Here is a 15,063-nt window from a genome sequence, read left to right on the forward strand (position 1 = left end):
ATGAAAAAATTAATAGTCATAGCTTGTTGTAGCCTCTTTCTAATCAGCTGTGCCGACCGAGAAATAATTGATGAAATCCAAGTAGTGAATGCAATTGGATACGATTACGATGAGGACAAAGACAAGATTCGAGGAACCGTTTTATACCCTATTTTTAAATATGGACCAACGGAGGAACCAAGCATCATTGCAGCCAAAGGTGATAGTTCTTTTGATATCCCTCTTCACTTAAACATAAAGTCTTCACTTCCTTTGGCATTTGGTCAGCTACGTAGCGTCATAATTGGTGAAGACTATGCCAAACATGGAATGCGAGATTTAGTCAATACGCTCGCTCGAAATCCCGACTTAGGACGTACTATTAAAGTAGCCATCACAGATGGTGAGGCACATGAAATGTTAAGCTCTGTTACGCGAAAGAAAATTAAGGATTATCAGTTTATCTCAAATCTAATTGACCAGAATATTGAAACTGAAAACCTGCCACGAACTAACTTACAAACATTCTTATTTAGCTTTTTCAGCGACGATCGCGATCCTTTTTTACCGCTGTTATCCCAAGAAAAAGATGCAATCAAATTAGAAGGAATTGCATTGTTTAAAAATGAAAAATACATTTCTTCAATTGATATGAAAGAGACCTTTTTACTGAAGCTACTCTTGGATGGGACAAAACACGGTCGCTATACAATGAATATCAAACACGAGGGACATTCAGGAGAAGTCATTTTGGAAAATCTCCGAACTAAAACAAAGTATACATTAAAAGGGAACCGCCAGAACCCTACCATTGTTGTACATTTACACATTGATGGCCTTGTAAAAGAGTTTCCACAGTGGCTCAGTTTAACAACACCCTCTAATATCAATATGCTTGAAGAAAAGTTAACCTCAAACTTAGAGAAGGATAGCAATAATCTAATTAAAAAGCTTCAAAAATTAGGCGTTGACCCAATTTGCTTTACAGATTACGTTCGCAGCCGTACGCGCAACTTTAACAGCCAACGCTTTAGAGAAAACTATTCAGATATGGATATCCATGTAAAAGCGCATGTAAATTTAGTTCAAACAGGTATCAGTCAATAGGAGGGAACAAAGTGGAAAACAACGTGAAAGAACAATTTCAAGTCTCTCCGTCCTTTCTGTTCTTTTTAATTCATTCTGTTCAAGTAGGGGTTGGACTGCTAGGGTTTCAAAGATACATCGTGAAAGGTGCCGGACATGACGCTTGGATTTCAGTCATTGCCTCTGGCTTAGCCGTTTCTATTCTGTTTTGGATGTGCTTTTATGTACTAAAACGTGAAAATACGGATGTCATCGAAATCCACCGCCTGTATTTCGGAAAATGGATTGGCAATCTCTTTAATATCATTTTATGCCTATACTTTTTCTCTTTTGCAATCACAATTTATCGAACATATATTGAAGTTTTACAGGTCTGGATGTTCCCGCAGCTAACCACTTGGAGTATTTCACTGATCTATCTTCCCCTGATTTATTACATTATTTCAGGTGGTTTTCGCGTCATTACAGGTATTGCATTCTTTGGGGTGATTCTTCCATTACCTTTATTTTTTTCATTATTTTATCCACTGTCGTTAGGTGAAGTAAACAATATCTTACCGATTTTAGATCATAGCTTTGGTGAGTTGTTTACTTCTTTTAAAACAATGACATTTAGCTACTTGGGGTTTGAATCGATTTTATTTTTTTATCCCTATATTAAAAATGGGCCCTCTAGTCACAAGTGGGGGCAAGCTGGTCTTTTATTTACAACGATTCTCTATACATTTTTAACGATTGTAACATTTGTTTATTTTAGTCAAGGACAGCTATTAAAAACGATTTGGCCGACGCTTACAATGGCTAAAATAATCGAGATTCCCTTTATCCAACGATTTGAATACATCGTAATTTCGTTATGGCTTCTTGTTGTTTTACCAGCAATTTGTACAACCTTATGGTGCAGCGTTCGAGGGATGAGACGGACGTTTCGCGGAAAATCTACTATTTATTTATTAGCATTTATGATAATGCTATTAGCTTTTTCAATTTTCTTTGACAATCGAAAAAACATTGATATTTTAAATAACACCGTTTCCCAAGTAGGAACATACGTTATTTATCTTTATATTCCTTTTCTATTTATTTTCAGCATTATTCGTTCGAAAATAAAAGGAAGCAAACGAACACCTGAACCACGGCAAGAACCTCAAAAAAAGAGTGAGTCACCTTCATCGTGACCCACTCTTTTTATTAGTTAAATAGCGCTACATACTCACCGTATCCCTCTTCTTCTAGCTTATCTTTAGGGACAAATCGAAGAGCCGCTGAGTTGATGCAGTAGCGTAACCCTCCAGCTTCTGTCGGACCATCTTCAAAAACATGGCCTAAATGTGAATTTGCAGCTTTGCTCCGCACTTCCGTACGAACCATATTATGACTAACATCCATATTTTCCTTTACTTCTTCCTTGTTAATAGGCTTGGTAAAGGAAGGCCATCCGCACCCCGCGTCATATTTATCTCGTGAGCTAAAGAGTGGTTCTCCAGAAACAATGTCTACATAGATTCCTTCTTCTGTATGATTCCAGAATTCATTTCGAAATGGAGGTTCGGTTGCATCGTTTTGTGTTACCTCGTATTGAATTGGCGTCAAGCGTTTTTTCAACTCTTCATCTCGACCGGTATCTTTCCAGTTCTCTTTAATAAACCGATCGCGTCCGGAACCTCGACGGTACATTGAATAGCGAAATTTATTCTTTTTGTAGTAATCTTGATGATACTCTTCCGCTTCATAAAACGGCTTTGCAGGTAAAATTTGAGTTACGATAGGGCTTGAAAAACGGCCGCTCTTTTCTAGCTGTTGCTTTGAAGCTTCGGCTAGCTGCTTTTGCTCATCGTTATGATAAAAGATAGCCGTACGATAAGAGTCTCCGCGGTCAGCAAATTGCCCTCCTGGATCGGTTGGATCAATTTGAGGCCAGTAAAGCTCCAATAATTTTTCATATGAAAACACTTGGGGATCAAACGTAATTTGAACCGCTTCATAGTGCCCTGTTGTTTCTGAACATACTTCTTTATACGTTGGATTTTCAGTATGGCCTCCAGTGTAGCCCGATACGACTTTCAGAATGCCTGGCTGTTCGTCAAACGGCTTTACCATGCACCAAAAGCAGCCTCCAGCAAACGTGGCTAATTGATGGTTAGATTGTGTCAACGAGAAGACCTCCTCTTAAGTATTTATGTTTATTATACGACTGATTAATTAAGACACCAACTATCTTGCTTCAACGACTATTATGTACAGAAAAAAAGGAAGCTATGAAGCTTCCTCTTCGGTTATCCTGCTTTATTTTCATGTCCTTCGTTTTCTTTTTCATCTGTGCGCTGACTCATTCGAAGCGGAATAGCTTTAATAAAGAACGTTAGAACTACACCCGTCACAACAATAAAACCAGCAGTTAGATAAACACCTGTTAGTGAATAGCTTAATGTTTCACGAAGAATAGATACAAAGCCATCAAATGCTTGTTGCATAGATGCCGGTACCTGCTTTTGAATTTCTGCTAAACGCGCAGGGTCCATTAGTACCTGTGGATCTAACCCCTGAAGCTTGGAAGCTAATTCAGGAGGTACAGATGCTCCGCTTACTTCTTCTGTCATGTGACTAGACATACGTGAGTTCATCATTGTTCCCATAATCGCAACTCCAACGGTACCACCAAGCTGACGGAACAATTGACTAGATGCTGTTGCTACACCTAGATAGCGCTGTTCAACAGCATTTTGAATAATTAGCGTAAACACTGGGAAGCTCATTCCTAATCCTAAACCAACTAGAATATTGTTAATGATTACATTTGTTGACGTTGAATCTTGATTCATTGCTGAAAGTGAGAACATTCCAGCTGACATGATGGCTAAACCAATGATTGCTAACCCTTTATACTTACCTGTTTTCGTAATATACTGTCCGCCGAGCGTACTTGCAAGTACCATTGCAAGCGTCATTGGCATCATAATTAACCCAGACGCCGTTGCAGAACGACCAATAACACCTTGAATGAAGAACGGAATGTACATCGCTGCTCCAAACATTCCAGCACCTAAGATAAATCCAACAACGTTTGATAGCGTAAAGATATTGTTACGGAATAAGTGCAGCGGTAATACCGGACTTTTTGCTTTTCGTTCAACCATAATGAAAACAGCTAGTGAAACAATTGTTCCAATAAATAAGCTAATGATTGGTGTTGACACCCAATCATACTTAGAACCAGCCCATGAGAACGCTAATAGTAGCGGTACAATTGTTGTTGTTAAGAATAGTGAACCGGCATAGTCGACCTTTTCACCTTCTCGTTTTTCAACACTTGGAAACAGCATCCAAATTAAAACAAATGCAACGATACCAAACGGTAAGAATACCCAGAAAACCCAGTGCCAGTTTGCATTATCAACAATCCAACCTCCAAGCGTTGGACCAAATACGCTGGCTAAACCAAATACTGAGCTTAGTAACCCTTGCCAACGACCGCGCTCACGCGGCGTAAATAAATCTCCAACTGCTGTAAATGCAGTCGACATAATTAAACCTCCACCAAGACCTTGAACAGCGCGGAAGATAATTAATTGAATCATCGTGTTTGAAAACCCTGCACATAGTGAACCGATAATGAAAATACCGATCCCTGTTAAAATAAACGGCTTACGCCCGTAAATATCTGAAAGTTTCCCTACTAGAATAGCTGTAATACTGGAAGCTAACATAAAGCTTGTAAATACCCAGCTATAATATTCAATTCCCTGTAGCTCAGCAATAATACGTGGCAATGCAGTACCTACAATCGTTTGGTTTACGGCTGTAAACAGCATTGCTGACATAATTGCAATCATAATGGCTACTTTTTTTCGATGTTCTAAATGTTCCATATGTCTACTCCTTTCGGCAACCAAATAATTCACCTAGTGAATCATTTTTATGGCATACGTATCTCTTAGTTTGACTGTCGTTCCGAAGAACGATCAATTTTTTGAAATAATGTGTTCATAATTTGAATTTCCTCATTTGTAAAATCGTTAAACCGCTCAAAAAAGTACGCTCTTTTTTTTGCTTCAATTTCCTCAAATATAGCATGCCCTTTTTCAGTAATGACAATTTCAACAATTCTTCGATCCGCCTCTGACTTCTTTCGTTCCACGTACCCTTTAGATAAAAGCAAATCCGTCAAAGCTGTAATGTGACTAGCTGATACCTGTAGGTGCTTTGAAATATCGGTTGATTTTTGAGGACCTCCATTTCTTAACATGCGAAGAATCATAAAGGCATTAGTTGATAACTCCGAATCAAATACGCTGTTAATTTCTTGTCGAAGCTGACGAAATACGCTGCGGAACAACAACTCCATTTCATGGAGAAGCTCATGACGTTCTTTCACTACGCACGCTCCTTTCTTTATTGTTATATGATTAAAAAGTTAATAAAATATTTATTTCACTTAGTTAACTAAAATAGTTTTATCAAATAAACATGCATATCGTCAAGATAAAACTTCTTAAAACATAGTATTTTCTTTTTTCAGAAAAAAAGCCATAAAAAAACATGCTTGCAATAAGCGTAAGCATGTCTAATACGTGAATAATCCTGTTAAAAACGTTCGCCATTTGGGAGGCTTTTTCGCAGCTGCAAACTGACTGTCTTTTAAGCGTGTTTCCAACTCCTCTACTTTTGCTTGGAGCTTTGTCATCTTTTTCGTTAACTGATCAATCTCTTTTCGGTGCTCAAGAAGCTGAAACGTTACCACTTCTCCTGCCTTTTCTTCAGTTCTTTTTTCATTTTCAATCAAGCGCATTAATAGCTGGTCAATTTGACGCTGCATTTCTTGATTAGGCTCTTCCACTACTTTATTCTTCACGGACTGATAGGCTTTAAGCGTTTCTTGCAGTACAGCTACCTGAGCTTCTACATCTTGTAGCTTTTGATTGTCCGTATCATCAGCTGCTATTGAAGCTGCTACTTCTTCATGAGCTGACCACTTATCGTAAAGTTCATCCATTTGCTTTTGAAGCTGCTCAATACGATCATCGCTTGCATCAACTACTTTCACGATCGCTTGTCGATTCCGATTATTCTTAAACTCCTCAAGCTTTATAACATTTTCTTCCGTAAACTCCCAGTGTCCAGCATCATTTCGTTGAATATCAATTTCTGCAAGCTTTGCCCATTTTAAAACCGTACTCGGATGAATTCCTAACTGTTTGGCCACGTCAAGCGTTTTTATTGCCATCGTAATCCCTCCATCTTCTTGTTATACTAGCAACTTCGCTACGAAACAAAGATTCCCTTCATTCGTGACAAAACTAGAAGGGATTCGGCAAAGAAAGTGGGAATTCAACAAAATAGAGAATAAGACATCACGAAATGATTCCTTTAGAAAGATGAAGCATGAAGTTTCTAAACAAGTTAGGTGTAAGAGTAAGTGCATTTCATTGCGCTACAGCCACTCGCTTTCCGCGGGGAGGAACCTGAGCCTCCTCGCTTCGCTGCGGGGTCTCAGCCTTTCCTCTAATTCCCGCAGGAGTCGAGTGTCTTACGCTCCATTGCATTCTTTTTTAATTTTGTTTTCTGAATAAAAAACTGAATTGCTTGGATTTCACCTCTAACAGTTCCCATATATCATTGACTGAAACACTTATGTCCTAGACTTTATTAAGATTTACCAAGCACCCATTTACTCTTTGAAAATAAAATATTCGCAACCGCAAACAAACAGGCAATTACTACTCCAATACTAATCGTGACAAGCCCTATACTTGTTATGTCGAATACACCGTATAGTAGCTGTTTAATAAGCGCATATACGTTATAAACCGGTATAAGAAAATCAATGTTAGTAAATTCGTTAATGGATGTACCCACCAATAGAAAGTATGGAATGAATGCAAGCATAAGAACAGGTGAAGCATAGTTTTGCGCTTCCTTAACCGTATTTGCTAATAGGCTGAAAATAGATAGTATCATGCCTACTAGTAAGGAAAATAATACAATGCCAAGAAATAATGAAAGGCTAAATATCCCCAAATGACTGGACAGATCTAATGCATTTCCCAAATTTTTCGTAAAATATTGAATAAATACGATAAATGTCACTAAAGACAGAATACCACTTACCATGCCAAGTGTTGAAATAGCTAGCCACTTTCCTATAATTAGATGAATTTTTTTTACTGGTGTCATTAATAAAGCTTCCATCGTATTTTTTTCTTTTTCACCAGCAAACATATCATTTGCTGAAGGGAGACATCCTGCTATAATCGTCATAATAATAAGAAGAGGAGCAAACATAGAAACCATTCCAAGTGAACTATCTTCACCATTTACATTTTTTGCTTTGATTACAAACGGCGAGAGCGTTCGTTTATCCACCTCTAATTCCAGTAGCTGTTCATTTACTAAGCCTTTTTGCTGCTGTTCTAATAGTGCACTTACATAGGCATTCGCAGCATCTCCTTTCCCACTTGTAAGATCACTGTATAACGTAATTTCGGGAGAATTTAAGTTTGTCATTTGCTCAGAGAAATTTTGACTGGCCCTTATTGCAATAGAAGCTTCTCCTTCTTCAACCGCTTGTACTGGATTTTCAACTTTCATAACTTCAATACTTTTATCCTGCTTTAACCAACTAGTAACATGCCCGTCAGCTTGTTCACCAATGGCCACTGTAATTGATTTATCTTCTTTACCTGAACCATACGAGTCTACAAAATGTAACATTCCTATATTCATGACCATTGGAATCAATACACTGAGATAAATGGTTTTCTTATCGCGTAACGAATCCAGTAATTCTTTTATATATACATGCCAAATCATGTTAAGCCCCCCTTATAATACGAGACATAAAGATATAGTTTAAATCTCTGCTTTCTTCTTCTTCATATAGAGATTCATTTGTCCCGTGATATACCATTTTTCCTTTGTGTATCATAATGACAGATTCACAGAGCTGTTCAACTTCCTCCATTATGTGACTGGAAAAGATAATAGTCCTTCCTTCTTTTTTCAAACTTCGCACCAGCTCACGAAACATATTAGCAGCCGTAATATCAAGACCGGTCGTTGGTTCGTCAAACAAGATAACGTCTGGATTATGTAGAAGCGTCCTTGCAATTGCTACCTTTTGACGCATTCCTTTTGAAAATCCTCCTACTTTTCGATCCAAATAGTCGCGCATGCCGAATCGCTTCGCTAACTCTTCAATCCTTACTTTTGTTTCATGTTTACTCATTCCATAAAACTTTGCAAAATAAGATAAGTTTTCCCTTGCCGTCAAGCGGTCGTACAATCCCGTTTCCCCTCCGAACAATACACCCATTCTTTTTTTTACTTTGTTAGGATCTCTATGAATGTTAATACCTTCAATGAAAATGCTACCTTCAGATGGTTCCATAACGGTTGAAATCATTCGCAAAAGCGTCGTTTTCCCCGCTCCATTTTCACCTAAAAGGCCCACAACCTCTCCTTTTTTTATCTTGACGTTTACACTTTGAACCGCTTGAATTTTTTCTTTTTTTTCAACAAAAAGTTTAGATACACCCTTCAGTTCAATCACCTTTATACCCCTTTCCGTTCTGTTGATTGGTTTCATTTTACAAAAGAATATGGAACAAAACACCGAACCTGTCATTAAAAGGTCATTTCCTGTCACGAAGCGTACCTTTTCACTTCTCAGACATGGTAAAATAATGAAGAAACTTTTAATGCATGTGAGGGTCTGATATGAAGGTTGGATTAGTAGATGATGAAAAGTACGATTTAGAAAAGTTAAAATTATCGTTAAAAAACGCAGATAATCTTGAAATTATTTTTGCAACAAGTGATGCTGAAGAAGCGTACGAAGAAATTAAAAAAGACGAAATTGACTTGCTCATTACAGATATTGAAATGCCTTTGCTTTCAGGATATGAATTAGCCGATTTTATAAATAGCTACGCGCTAAATATTAAAGTCATTTTTGTTACGGGCCATACAGGCTTTGCGGTACACGCTTTTGAATTGAACGTTTTAGACTACATCATGAAACCTTACTCGAAAGAGCGATTATTTAAAGGCATTAATCGATTTTTACAAATTAACGAACCTCAAGGTAGGAAGGATAAGCTTGTCTTAAAACAAAAAAATGAAATGCAAATCATTGATAAAAAAGATATTATTTTTGCTGAACGAACGGGAAGATCAACTACAATTTTTACAACAACAGGAGACTATTCTACTTATCTATCGCTAAATGATTTAGAAAAAGAGCTCAACAAGTCTCATTTCATGCGTTCACATCGTGCTTTTATTATTAATGTTCAATATGTAAAAAATTTTTCTCTCTATACGAAGCACTCTTATTCAATTTCATTTCAACAAACGAACCAAACCGCCCTAATCACTAAAAGCAATTTAGATCGTTTACAGCGGAATTTTTTCTAAAGGAGCTTTTTTATGAAGTACCTCTTATCGATAACTACTCTATGCTCCACTGTTATTTTGCTTAGCAAGCCCCTACCTGCTATCGCTCTTGCATTTATATGGACAGTAGTTTGGACCAGCGTGTATATCTATATAAAACAAGTTACGTTTGAGATTTCTATTTCATTGGTAGCATTTACTTTGTCAATTTGTATAGTAAGCGGTATATGGATTTCTGATTCCTCTATTGTGTCGCTGCTGCTGTTAGCTGTTTTATTAATTTACTATTTCGAAACGGCGAAACTCCATAAACAAATATACCTGACGAATAAGCGTGAAATGGCAGCAAGCTCTGAGCTTTCAAAGACGAACGACTCGTTTCAACAAATACGAGGAGAGCGACATGATTTTATGAAACATATAAGCGCTGTATCCTATCTTATCGATAGCAACCAATATGAAAAAGCTAATGAGTATATTAAACACTATGTCGACGCACTGTATAACACAAATACATACATGAAAGGGGAAAGCGGACATATCGCTTCAGTTCTATATCAATGGAAGCAGCAGGCAGTTCAACATAACATCGAGCTAGTATTTCAGCTTGATTACCCACTGTCACAACTTCCTATTTCAAAGCTTGATCAAATGAACTTGCTAATCAATCTTCTAGAAAACGCCTTTGATGCAGCTGTCTGTACTGATAAAAAGCAGATTAAAATCACATCATTTGTAAAAAGTGGTATTTACATACTGGAAGTGACCAATTCAACCCCATCACTCTCTAATGAACTTCAGGACCAACTCTTTAAACAGTTTAATCAAACCACCAAGCTAGGTAGCCACGAAGGTCTTGGTACATTTGTCATTCATGAACTAGTTCAGCAATATAACGGTTACTTAGATTACCTTTATCAAAACCAACGATTAACCATTAAAGTTAAATTTCCAATTGTTGTTTAATTTTCTTCAATGAATTTGCTATTAATGGTACAAACTAATGATGCATACTAGAAAAGATTCATCCTATGAAATCCTATGTAAAATAATATTCTTTTTTAATTAAATGTCTTGCATTTATCTCTAAAAACGAATATTATATATCATGTTGCTTTTAATGTTCGTTATTTTTGGAGGTACTTATGTTTAAGTTACGAGAAGCTAACACGAATGCTAAAACAGAGGTTTTAGCTGGAATTACTACATTTTTAACAATGGTTTATATCGTGGTTGTAAATCCTGTAATTTTATCAGATGCAGGTGTACCATTTGATCAAGTATTTATGGCAACCATCATTTCAGCTGTGATTGGTACACTGTGGATGGCACTTGCCGCTAATTATCCAATTGCAATTGCGCCAGGTATGGGATTAAACGCATATTTTGCATACTCTGTTGTCGGTTCACACGGTAACATCGATTATAGAATTGCTTTTGCGGCCGTGTTTGTCGCAGGTCTTATTTTCGTTATTTTGTCGCTCACGCCGTTTCGTGAGAAATTAATTGAAGCCATTCCAGGAAACTTAAAGCATGGAATTACAGCTGGTATTGGTCTTTTCATCGCCTTTGTCGGCCTTCGTTCAGCAGGTATTATTGTCGCAAACGAATCCAATCTTGTTGGCTTAGGAGATCTTCAATCTCCTGGCGTTGTACTTACTTTAGTTGGATTGGCTATTACGATTGCGTTATATGCAATGAATATCAACGGCGCGTTGTTTTTCGGTATGCTCATTACAGCCGTTATCGCCCTTTTCACAGGTCAACTTTCTTTTGACCAAGGATTTGTATCTGCCCCTTCTCTACCAGAAGGACTTTTAATTACAAACCCGCTAACTGCGTTTGGTGACGTTATTCAGCATGGTTTGTATGCTGTTGTATTTTCTTTCTTACTAGTAACCATTTTTGATACGACAGGTACAATGATTGGTGTAGCACAGCAAGCAGGATTAATGAAAGATAACCATATGCCAAAAGCACGTCAAGCTCTTCTTGCAGATTCTTTCGGTACATCAATTGGTGCAATGTTTGGAACAAGCCCAACAACTGCTTTCATTGAATCTTCAGCTGGTGTTGCTGCAGGTGGACGTACAGGTTTAACTGGCGTAACCGTAGCTCTTTTATTCATTGTTGCTGCATTCTTCAGTCCGCTTGTAAGCGCCGTTTCAGGTATTGCAGCGATTACGTCTCCGGCTTTAATCATTGTAGGTAGCTTAATGATGGGCTCTATTGCAAAGATTAACTGGAGTGAGTTTGATGAAGCATTTCCTGCTTTTCTTGTCATCTTAACAATGCCTCTGACATCAAGCATTGCAACTGGAATTGCGCTAGGATTTATCTCACATCCACTAATGAAGATTGTAAAAGGTAAAGCAAAAGAGGTTCATCCACTTGTTTATGTATTTGCTGTCTTATTCTTATATCAACTTGTGTTTTTACCACATTAAAAGCGGTGCTTATGCATCGCTTTTTTATTTTGAGATCCATTGGATTTAAGTGGCATCTCTTTCGTTATTTGGTATACTGAATATACAGAAAACGTCTTCATTGAAAGGAGCTTCACATGAAAAAACAGCTTGGCACGCTTATGTTTGTCCTATTTATGATCTTTGTCGGATTCGGCATCATTATTCCGATTGTGCCAGAAGTCATTCGCACAACTGGAGCTAGCTCGGTTAACCTTGGACTTTTAATGGCAAGCTATTCCATCGCATCTTTTCTAACCGCTCCATTTTGGGGGAGTCTATCTGACCGAAAAGGTAGAAGACCCGTTCTTCTGACGGGCTTAGTTGGATTTAGCGCTAGTTTCTTTATTTTTTCATTTGCTAATGACTCACTCGTTCTGATGTACATATCACGTATTCTTGGAGGTTTATTTGCCGGAGCGGTTATTCCATGTGCATTTGCTTACGCTTCTGATATTACTACGGAAGAAAATCGTACAAAAGCAATGGGGCTTTTAGGAATGACGATTGGGCTTGGCTTTATTTTTGGACCGGCGTTAGGTGGATTGCTATCGTCCGTTAGCTTATTTTTCCCGTTTACCATTTCGGGGATATTAGCACTGATTATGACAACCTTTGCTTTTTTCGCACTGCCAGAATCACTGCAGCGAGAAAAGATTTCTCAGGAAAAGAAAACTACGCTGCAAGATTTCAATACGGATTTTAAAGGCGCAATGAAGTATTTATATTTACTCTCCTTTTTTGGAACGTTTACGCTTGCTGGCCTTGAAGCAACTTTTCAATTTTTTCAAATTGAACGAATTGATGTAACCCCTACAATGATCGGCTGGATGTTTATGGCGAGTGGACTTACGCAAGCTGTTATTCAAGGCGGCGTTTTACAGCGCTTTAAGCAAGGAAATGAAAAAAAATTAATTGCTGTTGGGTTAATTGTCTCAGCTGTCGGATTTGCGTCCATTTTATTTTCATCCAATTTATTTAACGCAACGGTTTTTCTTTGCATCTTTACGGCTGGTAATGCCCTTATTCGCCCTTGTGTACTCGCTCTGATTACCCTTAAAACGAATATTGGCTACGGGTCAGCTTCAGGTATTAATTCATCAATGGATAGCTTAGGAAGGATTTTCGGGCCTCTGATGGGAGCTTTCGCTTTTGAACTAAACAGCATGTATCCATTTTTAATTGGAGCGATATTAACATTTAGTGCGCTCCTTCTGCTTCAGCGTCATATTACACTGGATTATTCACCCAATGAAATAACGCCTAGCTCTTAAAAAGAAAAGACTTTAGTCTTATTGGCTAAAGTCTTTTCTTTTTAAGAACATATAAGCAAAACTAAAACCAGCGCCAATCTTTCATTTCGACACTGCTTTTTAAAACGTAACTGCTTCAGTGTATACGACCTCTTTGTTCTTATCGAATATTTTCACCATATACTTACTATCCAATGCTTCTTCAATTGAAAAGAATTGAGCGATTCATCTTTTGCTAATTCAAGAGAATCAAGTAGTTCGCCTTTGTCTCCGTATAAGTTCACTTTTTTTACATGAGGTACTTTTTCTAAGGAGCGCATTACTCCTATGTAGTTACCTTGCTTTCCTTCCAATGTATTAATTATACTATCTTCCATTCCCTTTTCGAATTTCAGATTGGCGTGACCGTCAAATTCAATAACGCCAAATGTGTGATTGGCTGTTTCGTAAAAAGCTAGCAATACGCTTTCACTAGGTTGCGGCGTTGTTTACAGAAGCACGTTTAATTTTTCTGATTTTTTATATTCATTAAATTCCTCCGTTAATTGCTCTTGTTGGTTACTGCATGCTGATAGACATAGAAGAGAGAGGGTGAACAAACGTCCAAATAGCTTTTTGAGACGAAACCTCCACTTTTAATTACCTTAATAACAATATTTTTACATAAATTAAAAAATATGTTTTTTATATAACTTTTATACGCTGAAAATGGAAGAACTTCTTTGGCCTTTGTTCATAAAAGATTTATACTAACGTCATAGCACAAAGGAGGTTTTTTGATGGATATTTACTTTGATCATCTCGTTCATTTCTCCCCAGACCCTCATCAAGCTCAGCGTGATATGAAAGCACATGGCATACAAGTAATTGAAGGAGGGCAGCACGAAAGCTGGGGAACATATAATACCCTCGCTTACTTTCAACTTTCTTACATTGAATGGTTAAGTTTTCATTCACTAAATACACCACCTGGTGCCACCAATACTCCACTGATTCATCGCTTACACCAAGAACAAACTTCTACAGGACAATTTGGACACTTGGCATTTCGCACCTCAAATCTACACATGCTTCAACAACAGCTTTATGAAAAAGGGTTTCACATGGATACGATTATTGATGCTTCTCGTAAAACAAAAAATGGAGAGCTCTTGAAGTGGAAAATGGGCTTTCTAAAAGATCCTAACCCAACCTCTCTTCCTTTGCCCTTTTTTATCGAGTGGGAGCAAAGCGATCAAGAGCGCATAAAATCCCTGCAATCTGCATTTGCTCATCCATTAGGCTACCTTCATATGGATGCTATATACTGCGCTGTACACGATGTCAAGGCCACTGCTAGGAAGTGGGCTCACTTATTGGATGCTAACATGGGGGAGAGTTACAACGACCCATCGCTTCAAGCTACCTGCCTAAAGCTATATACAAATGATGTAACATTCATTTTTTCCCAAGCAAACCAAGGCATTGTAAACGATACGTTATATAAAGTCGGCGAGCGACCTTTTATTGTAAAATGCACAAATAGCAACGTGGAAACTAACTGTAAGGTTCAAGGCGGGACGTTTTGGTTCAGAAAATAACGAAAGAGCTTATATCGCGTTTCTCGCTCGATATAAGCTCTTTTTTCTTTGGCGACTTATTCCTTCAGTACATAAGAAAAAGCGTAGAAACGAGCTCCTACGCTTTTATTCATCGTCCTCTAAGAAGTCCAGTACGCGATCAATAAATTGTTCGCTACCTTCATCATTTCCATGTTCAATCAACAGCTCCATGCTAAACCTCCTTTTTAAATTGTTCGAATATTCTTGTTTTATACCTTACCACAATTTCAACCAAGTTGTAACGGTTATTTTGTGTAAAAATTTCGACAAATACCCTCCCTTTTC

14 protein-coding genes and 1 pseudogene are annotated in these 15,063 nt (G+C 37.7%); 7 read left to right on the top strand and 8 right to left on the bottom strand.

The window, feature by feature from the left end; translation table 11 throughout:
• The gene (locus tag EPL02_RS03940; RefSeq protein ID WP_131887008.1) at positions 1-1,086 is read left to right on the top strand and encodes a Ger(x)C family spore germination protein; all 1,086 of its coding nucleotides are present in this window, start codon (positions 1-3) and stop codon (positions 1,084-1,086) included.
• 11 nt (positions 1,087-1,097) lie between these two features.
• The gene (locus EPL02_RS03945; RefSeq protein ID WP_131887009.1) at positions 1,098-2,243 is read left to right on the top strand and encodes a GerAB/ArcD/ProY family transporter; all 1,146 of its coding nucleotides are present in this window, start codon (positions 1,098-1,100) and stop codon (positions 2,241-2,243) included.
• A 13-nt stretch (positions 2,244-2,256) separates the two neighbouring features.
• Here the strand turns inward: EPL02_RS03945 and msrB are convergent, their stop codons facing one another.
• From msrB to EPL02_RS03975, 7 genes and pseudogenes are all read right to left on the bottom strand, one after another.
• Positions 2,257-2,670, bottom strand: coding sequence for a peptide-methionine (R)-S-oxide reductase MsrB (msrB, locus tag EPL02_RS21090; RefSeq protein ID WP_286175218.1), 414 nt, complete (start codon positions 2,668-2,670; stop codon positions 2,257-2,259).
• Between the two features lie 24 nt (positions 2,671-2,694).
• Positions 2,695-3,219, bottom strand: a pseudogene (gene msrA, locus EPL02_RS21095) (peptide-methionine (S)-S-oxide reductase MsrA); the annotation flags it as partial.
• A gap of 122 nt (positions 3,220-3,341) precedes the next feature.
• Positions 3,342-4,934: an MDR family MFS transporter gene (locus tag EPL02_RS03955; protein ID WP_094911659.1), complete on the bottom strand. Its 1,593-nt coding sequence runs from the start codon at positions 4,932-4,934 to the stop codon at positions 3,342-3,344.
• Between the two features lie 65 nt (positions 4,935-4,999).
• Positions 5,000-5,440: a MarR family winged helix-turn-helix transcriptional regulator gene (locus EPL02_RS03960; RefSeq protein WP_094911660.1), complete on the bottom strand. Its 441-nt coding sequence runs from the start codon at positions 5,438-5,440 to the stop codon at positions 5,000-5,002.
• A 189-nt stretch (positions 5,441-5,629) separates the two neighbouring features.
• On the bottom strand, positions 5,630-6,289 hold the full coding sequence (locus EPL02_RS03965) for a hypothetical protein (protein WP_094911661.1): 660 nt from the start codon (positions 6,287-6,289) through the stop codon (positions 5,630-5,632).
• A 422-nt stretch (positions 6,290-6,711) separates the two neighbouring features.
• On the bottom strand, positions 6,712-7,875 hold the full coding sequence (locus tag EPL02_RS03970; protein ID WP_131887011.1) for an ABC transporter permease: 1,164 nt from the start codon (positions 7,873-7,875) through the stop codon (positions 6,712-6,714).
• A 1-nt stretch (position 7,876) separates the two neighbouring features.
• Positions 7,877-8,614 carry an ABC transporter ATP-binding protein gene (locus tag EPL02_RS03975; RefSeq protein ID WP_131887012.1) on the bottom strand — a complete coding sequence of 246 codons (738 nt, stop codon included), beginning with the start codon at positions 8,612-8,614 and terminating at the stop codon, positions 7,877-7,879.
• A 167-nt stretch (positions 8,615-8,781) separates the two neighbouring features.
• Between EPL02_RS03975 and EPL02_RS03980 the strand changes: the two genes are divergently transcribed.
• The 4 genes from EPL02_RS03980 (at position 8,782) to EPL02_RS03995 (ending at position 13,198) form a co-directional block, all read left to right on the top strand.
• Positions 8,782-9,480, top strand: a complete 699-nt coding sequence (locus tag EPL02_RS03980) for a LytR/AlgR family response regulator transcription factor (protein ID WP_094911664.1) — start codon at positions 8,782-8,784, stop codon at positions 9,478-9,480.
• 12 nt (positions 9,481-9,492) lie between these two features.
• Positions 9,493-10,425 carry a sensor histidine kinase gene (locus EPL02_RS03985; protein WP_131887013.1) on the top strand — a complete coding sequence of 311 codons (933 nt, stop codon included), beginning with the start codon at positions 9,493-9,495 and terminating at the stop codon, positions 10,423-10,425.
• A 179-nt stretch (positions 10,426-10,604) separates the two neighbouring features.
• Positions 10,605-11,906 carry an NCS2 family permease gene (locus tag EPL02_RS03990; protein WP_094911666.1) on the top strand — a complete coding sequence of 434 codons (1,302 nt, stop codon included), beginning with the start codon at positions 10,605-10,607 and terminating at the stop codon, positions 11,904-11,906.
• 116 nt (positions 11,907-12,022) lie between these two features.
• Positions 12,023-13,198, top strand: a complete 1,176-nt coding sequence (locus tag EPL02_RS03995) for an MFS transporter (RefSeq protein WP_094911667.1) — start codon at positions 12,023-12,025, stop codon at positions 13,196-13,198.
• Positions 13,199-13,350: 152 nt separating this feature from the next.
• Here the strand turns inward: EPL02_RS03995 and EPL02_RS04000 are convergent, their stop codons facing one another.
• Positions 13,351-13,638, bottom strand: coding sequence for a hypothetical protein (locus EPL02_RS04000; protein ID WP_094911668.1), 288 nt, complete (start codon positions 13,636-13,638; stop codon positions 13,351-13,353).
• Between the two features lie 318 nt (positions 13,639-13,956).
• Here EPL02_RS04000 and EPL02_RS04005 point away from each other — a divergent pair, with 318 nt between their 5' ends.
• A complete protein-coding gene (locus tag EPL02_RS04005) occupies positions 13,957-14,757 on the top strand; it encodes a VOC family protein (RefSeq protein WP_131887014.1) in 801 nt (266 codons plus the stop codon).
• The last annotated feature ends 306 nt before the right edge of the window (positions 14,758-15,063 follow it).

Source organism: Bacillus sp. CBEL-1 (genome assembly GCF_004348885.1).
In the GTDB taxonomy this organism is placed as follows: domain Bacteria; phylum Bacillota; class Bacilli; order Bacillales; family Bacillaceae_H; genus Priestia; species Priestia aryabhattai_A.

What these genes read in the sequence shown, in the direction of transcription:
- EPL02_RS03995 (WP_094911667.1), top strand. Translation starts at nt 12,023, where the DNA reads ATGAAAAAACAGCTTGGCACGCTTATGTTTGTCCTATTTATGATCTTT.
- EPL02_RS03980 (WP_094911664.1), top strand. Translation starts at nt 8,782, where the DNA reads ATGAAGGTTGGATTAGTAGATGATGAAAAGTACGATTTAGAAAAGTTA.
- EPL02_RS03990 (WP_094911666.1), top strand. Translation starts at nt 10,605, where the DNA reads ATGTTTAAGTTACGAGAAGCTAACACGAATGCTAAAACAGAGGTTTTA.
- EPL02_RS03955 (WP_094911659.1), bottom strand. Translation starts at nt 4,934, where the DNA reads ATGGAACATTTAGAACATCGAAAAAAAGTAGCCATTATGATTGCAATT.
- EPL02_RS03970 (WP_131887011.1), bottom strand. Translation starts at nt 7,875, where the DNA reads ATGATTTGGCATGTATATATAAAAGAATTACTGGATTCGTTACGCGAT.
- EPL02_RS03940 (WP_131887008.1), top strand. Translation starts at nt 1, where the DNA reads ATGAAAAAATTAATAGTCATAGCTTGTTGTAGCCTCTTTCTAATCAGC.
- EPL02_RS03985 (WP_131887013.1), top strand. Translation starts at nt 9,493, where the DNA reads ATGAAGTACCTCTTATCGATAACTACTCTATGCTCCACTGTTATTTTG.
- EPL02_RS03965 (WP_094911661.1), bottom strand. Translation starts at nt 6,289, where the DNA reads ATGGCAATAAAAACGCTTGACGTGGCCAAACAGTTAGGAATTCATCCG.
- EPL02_RS04005 (WP_131887014.1), top strand. Translation starts at nt 13,957, where the DNA reads ATGGATATTTACTTTGATCATCTCGTTCATTTCTCCCCAGACCCTCAT.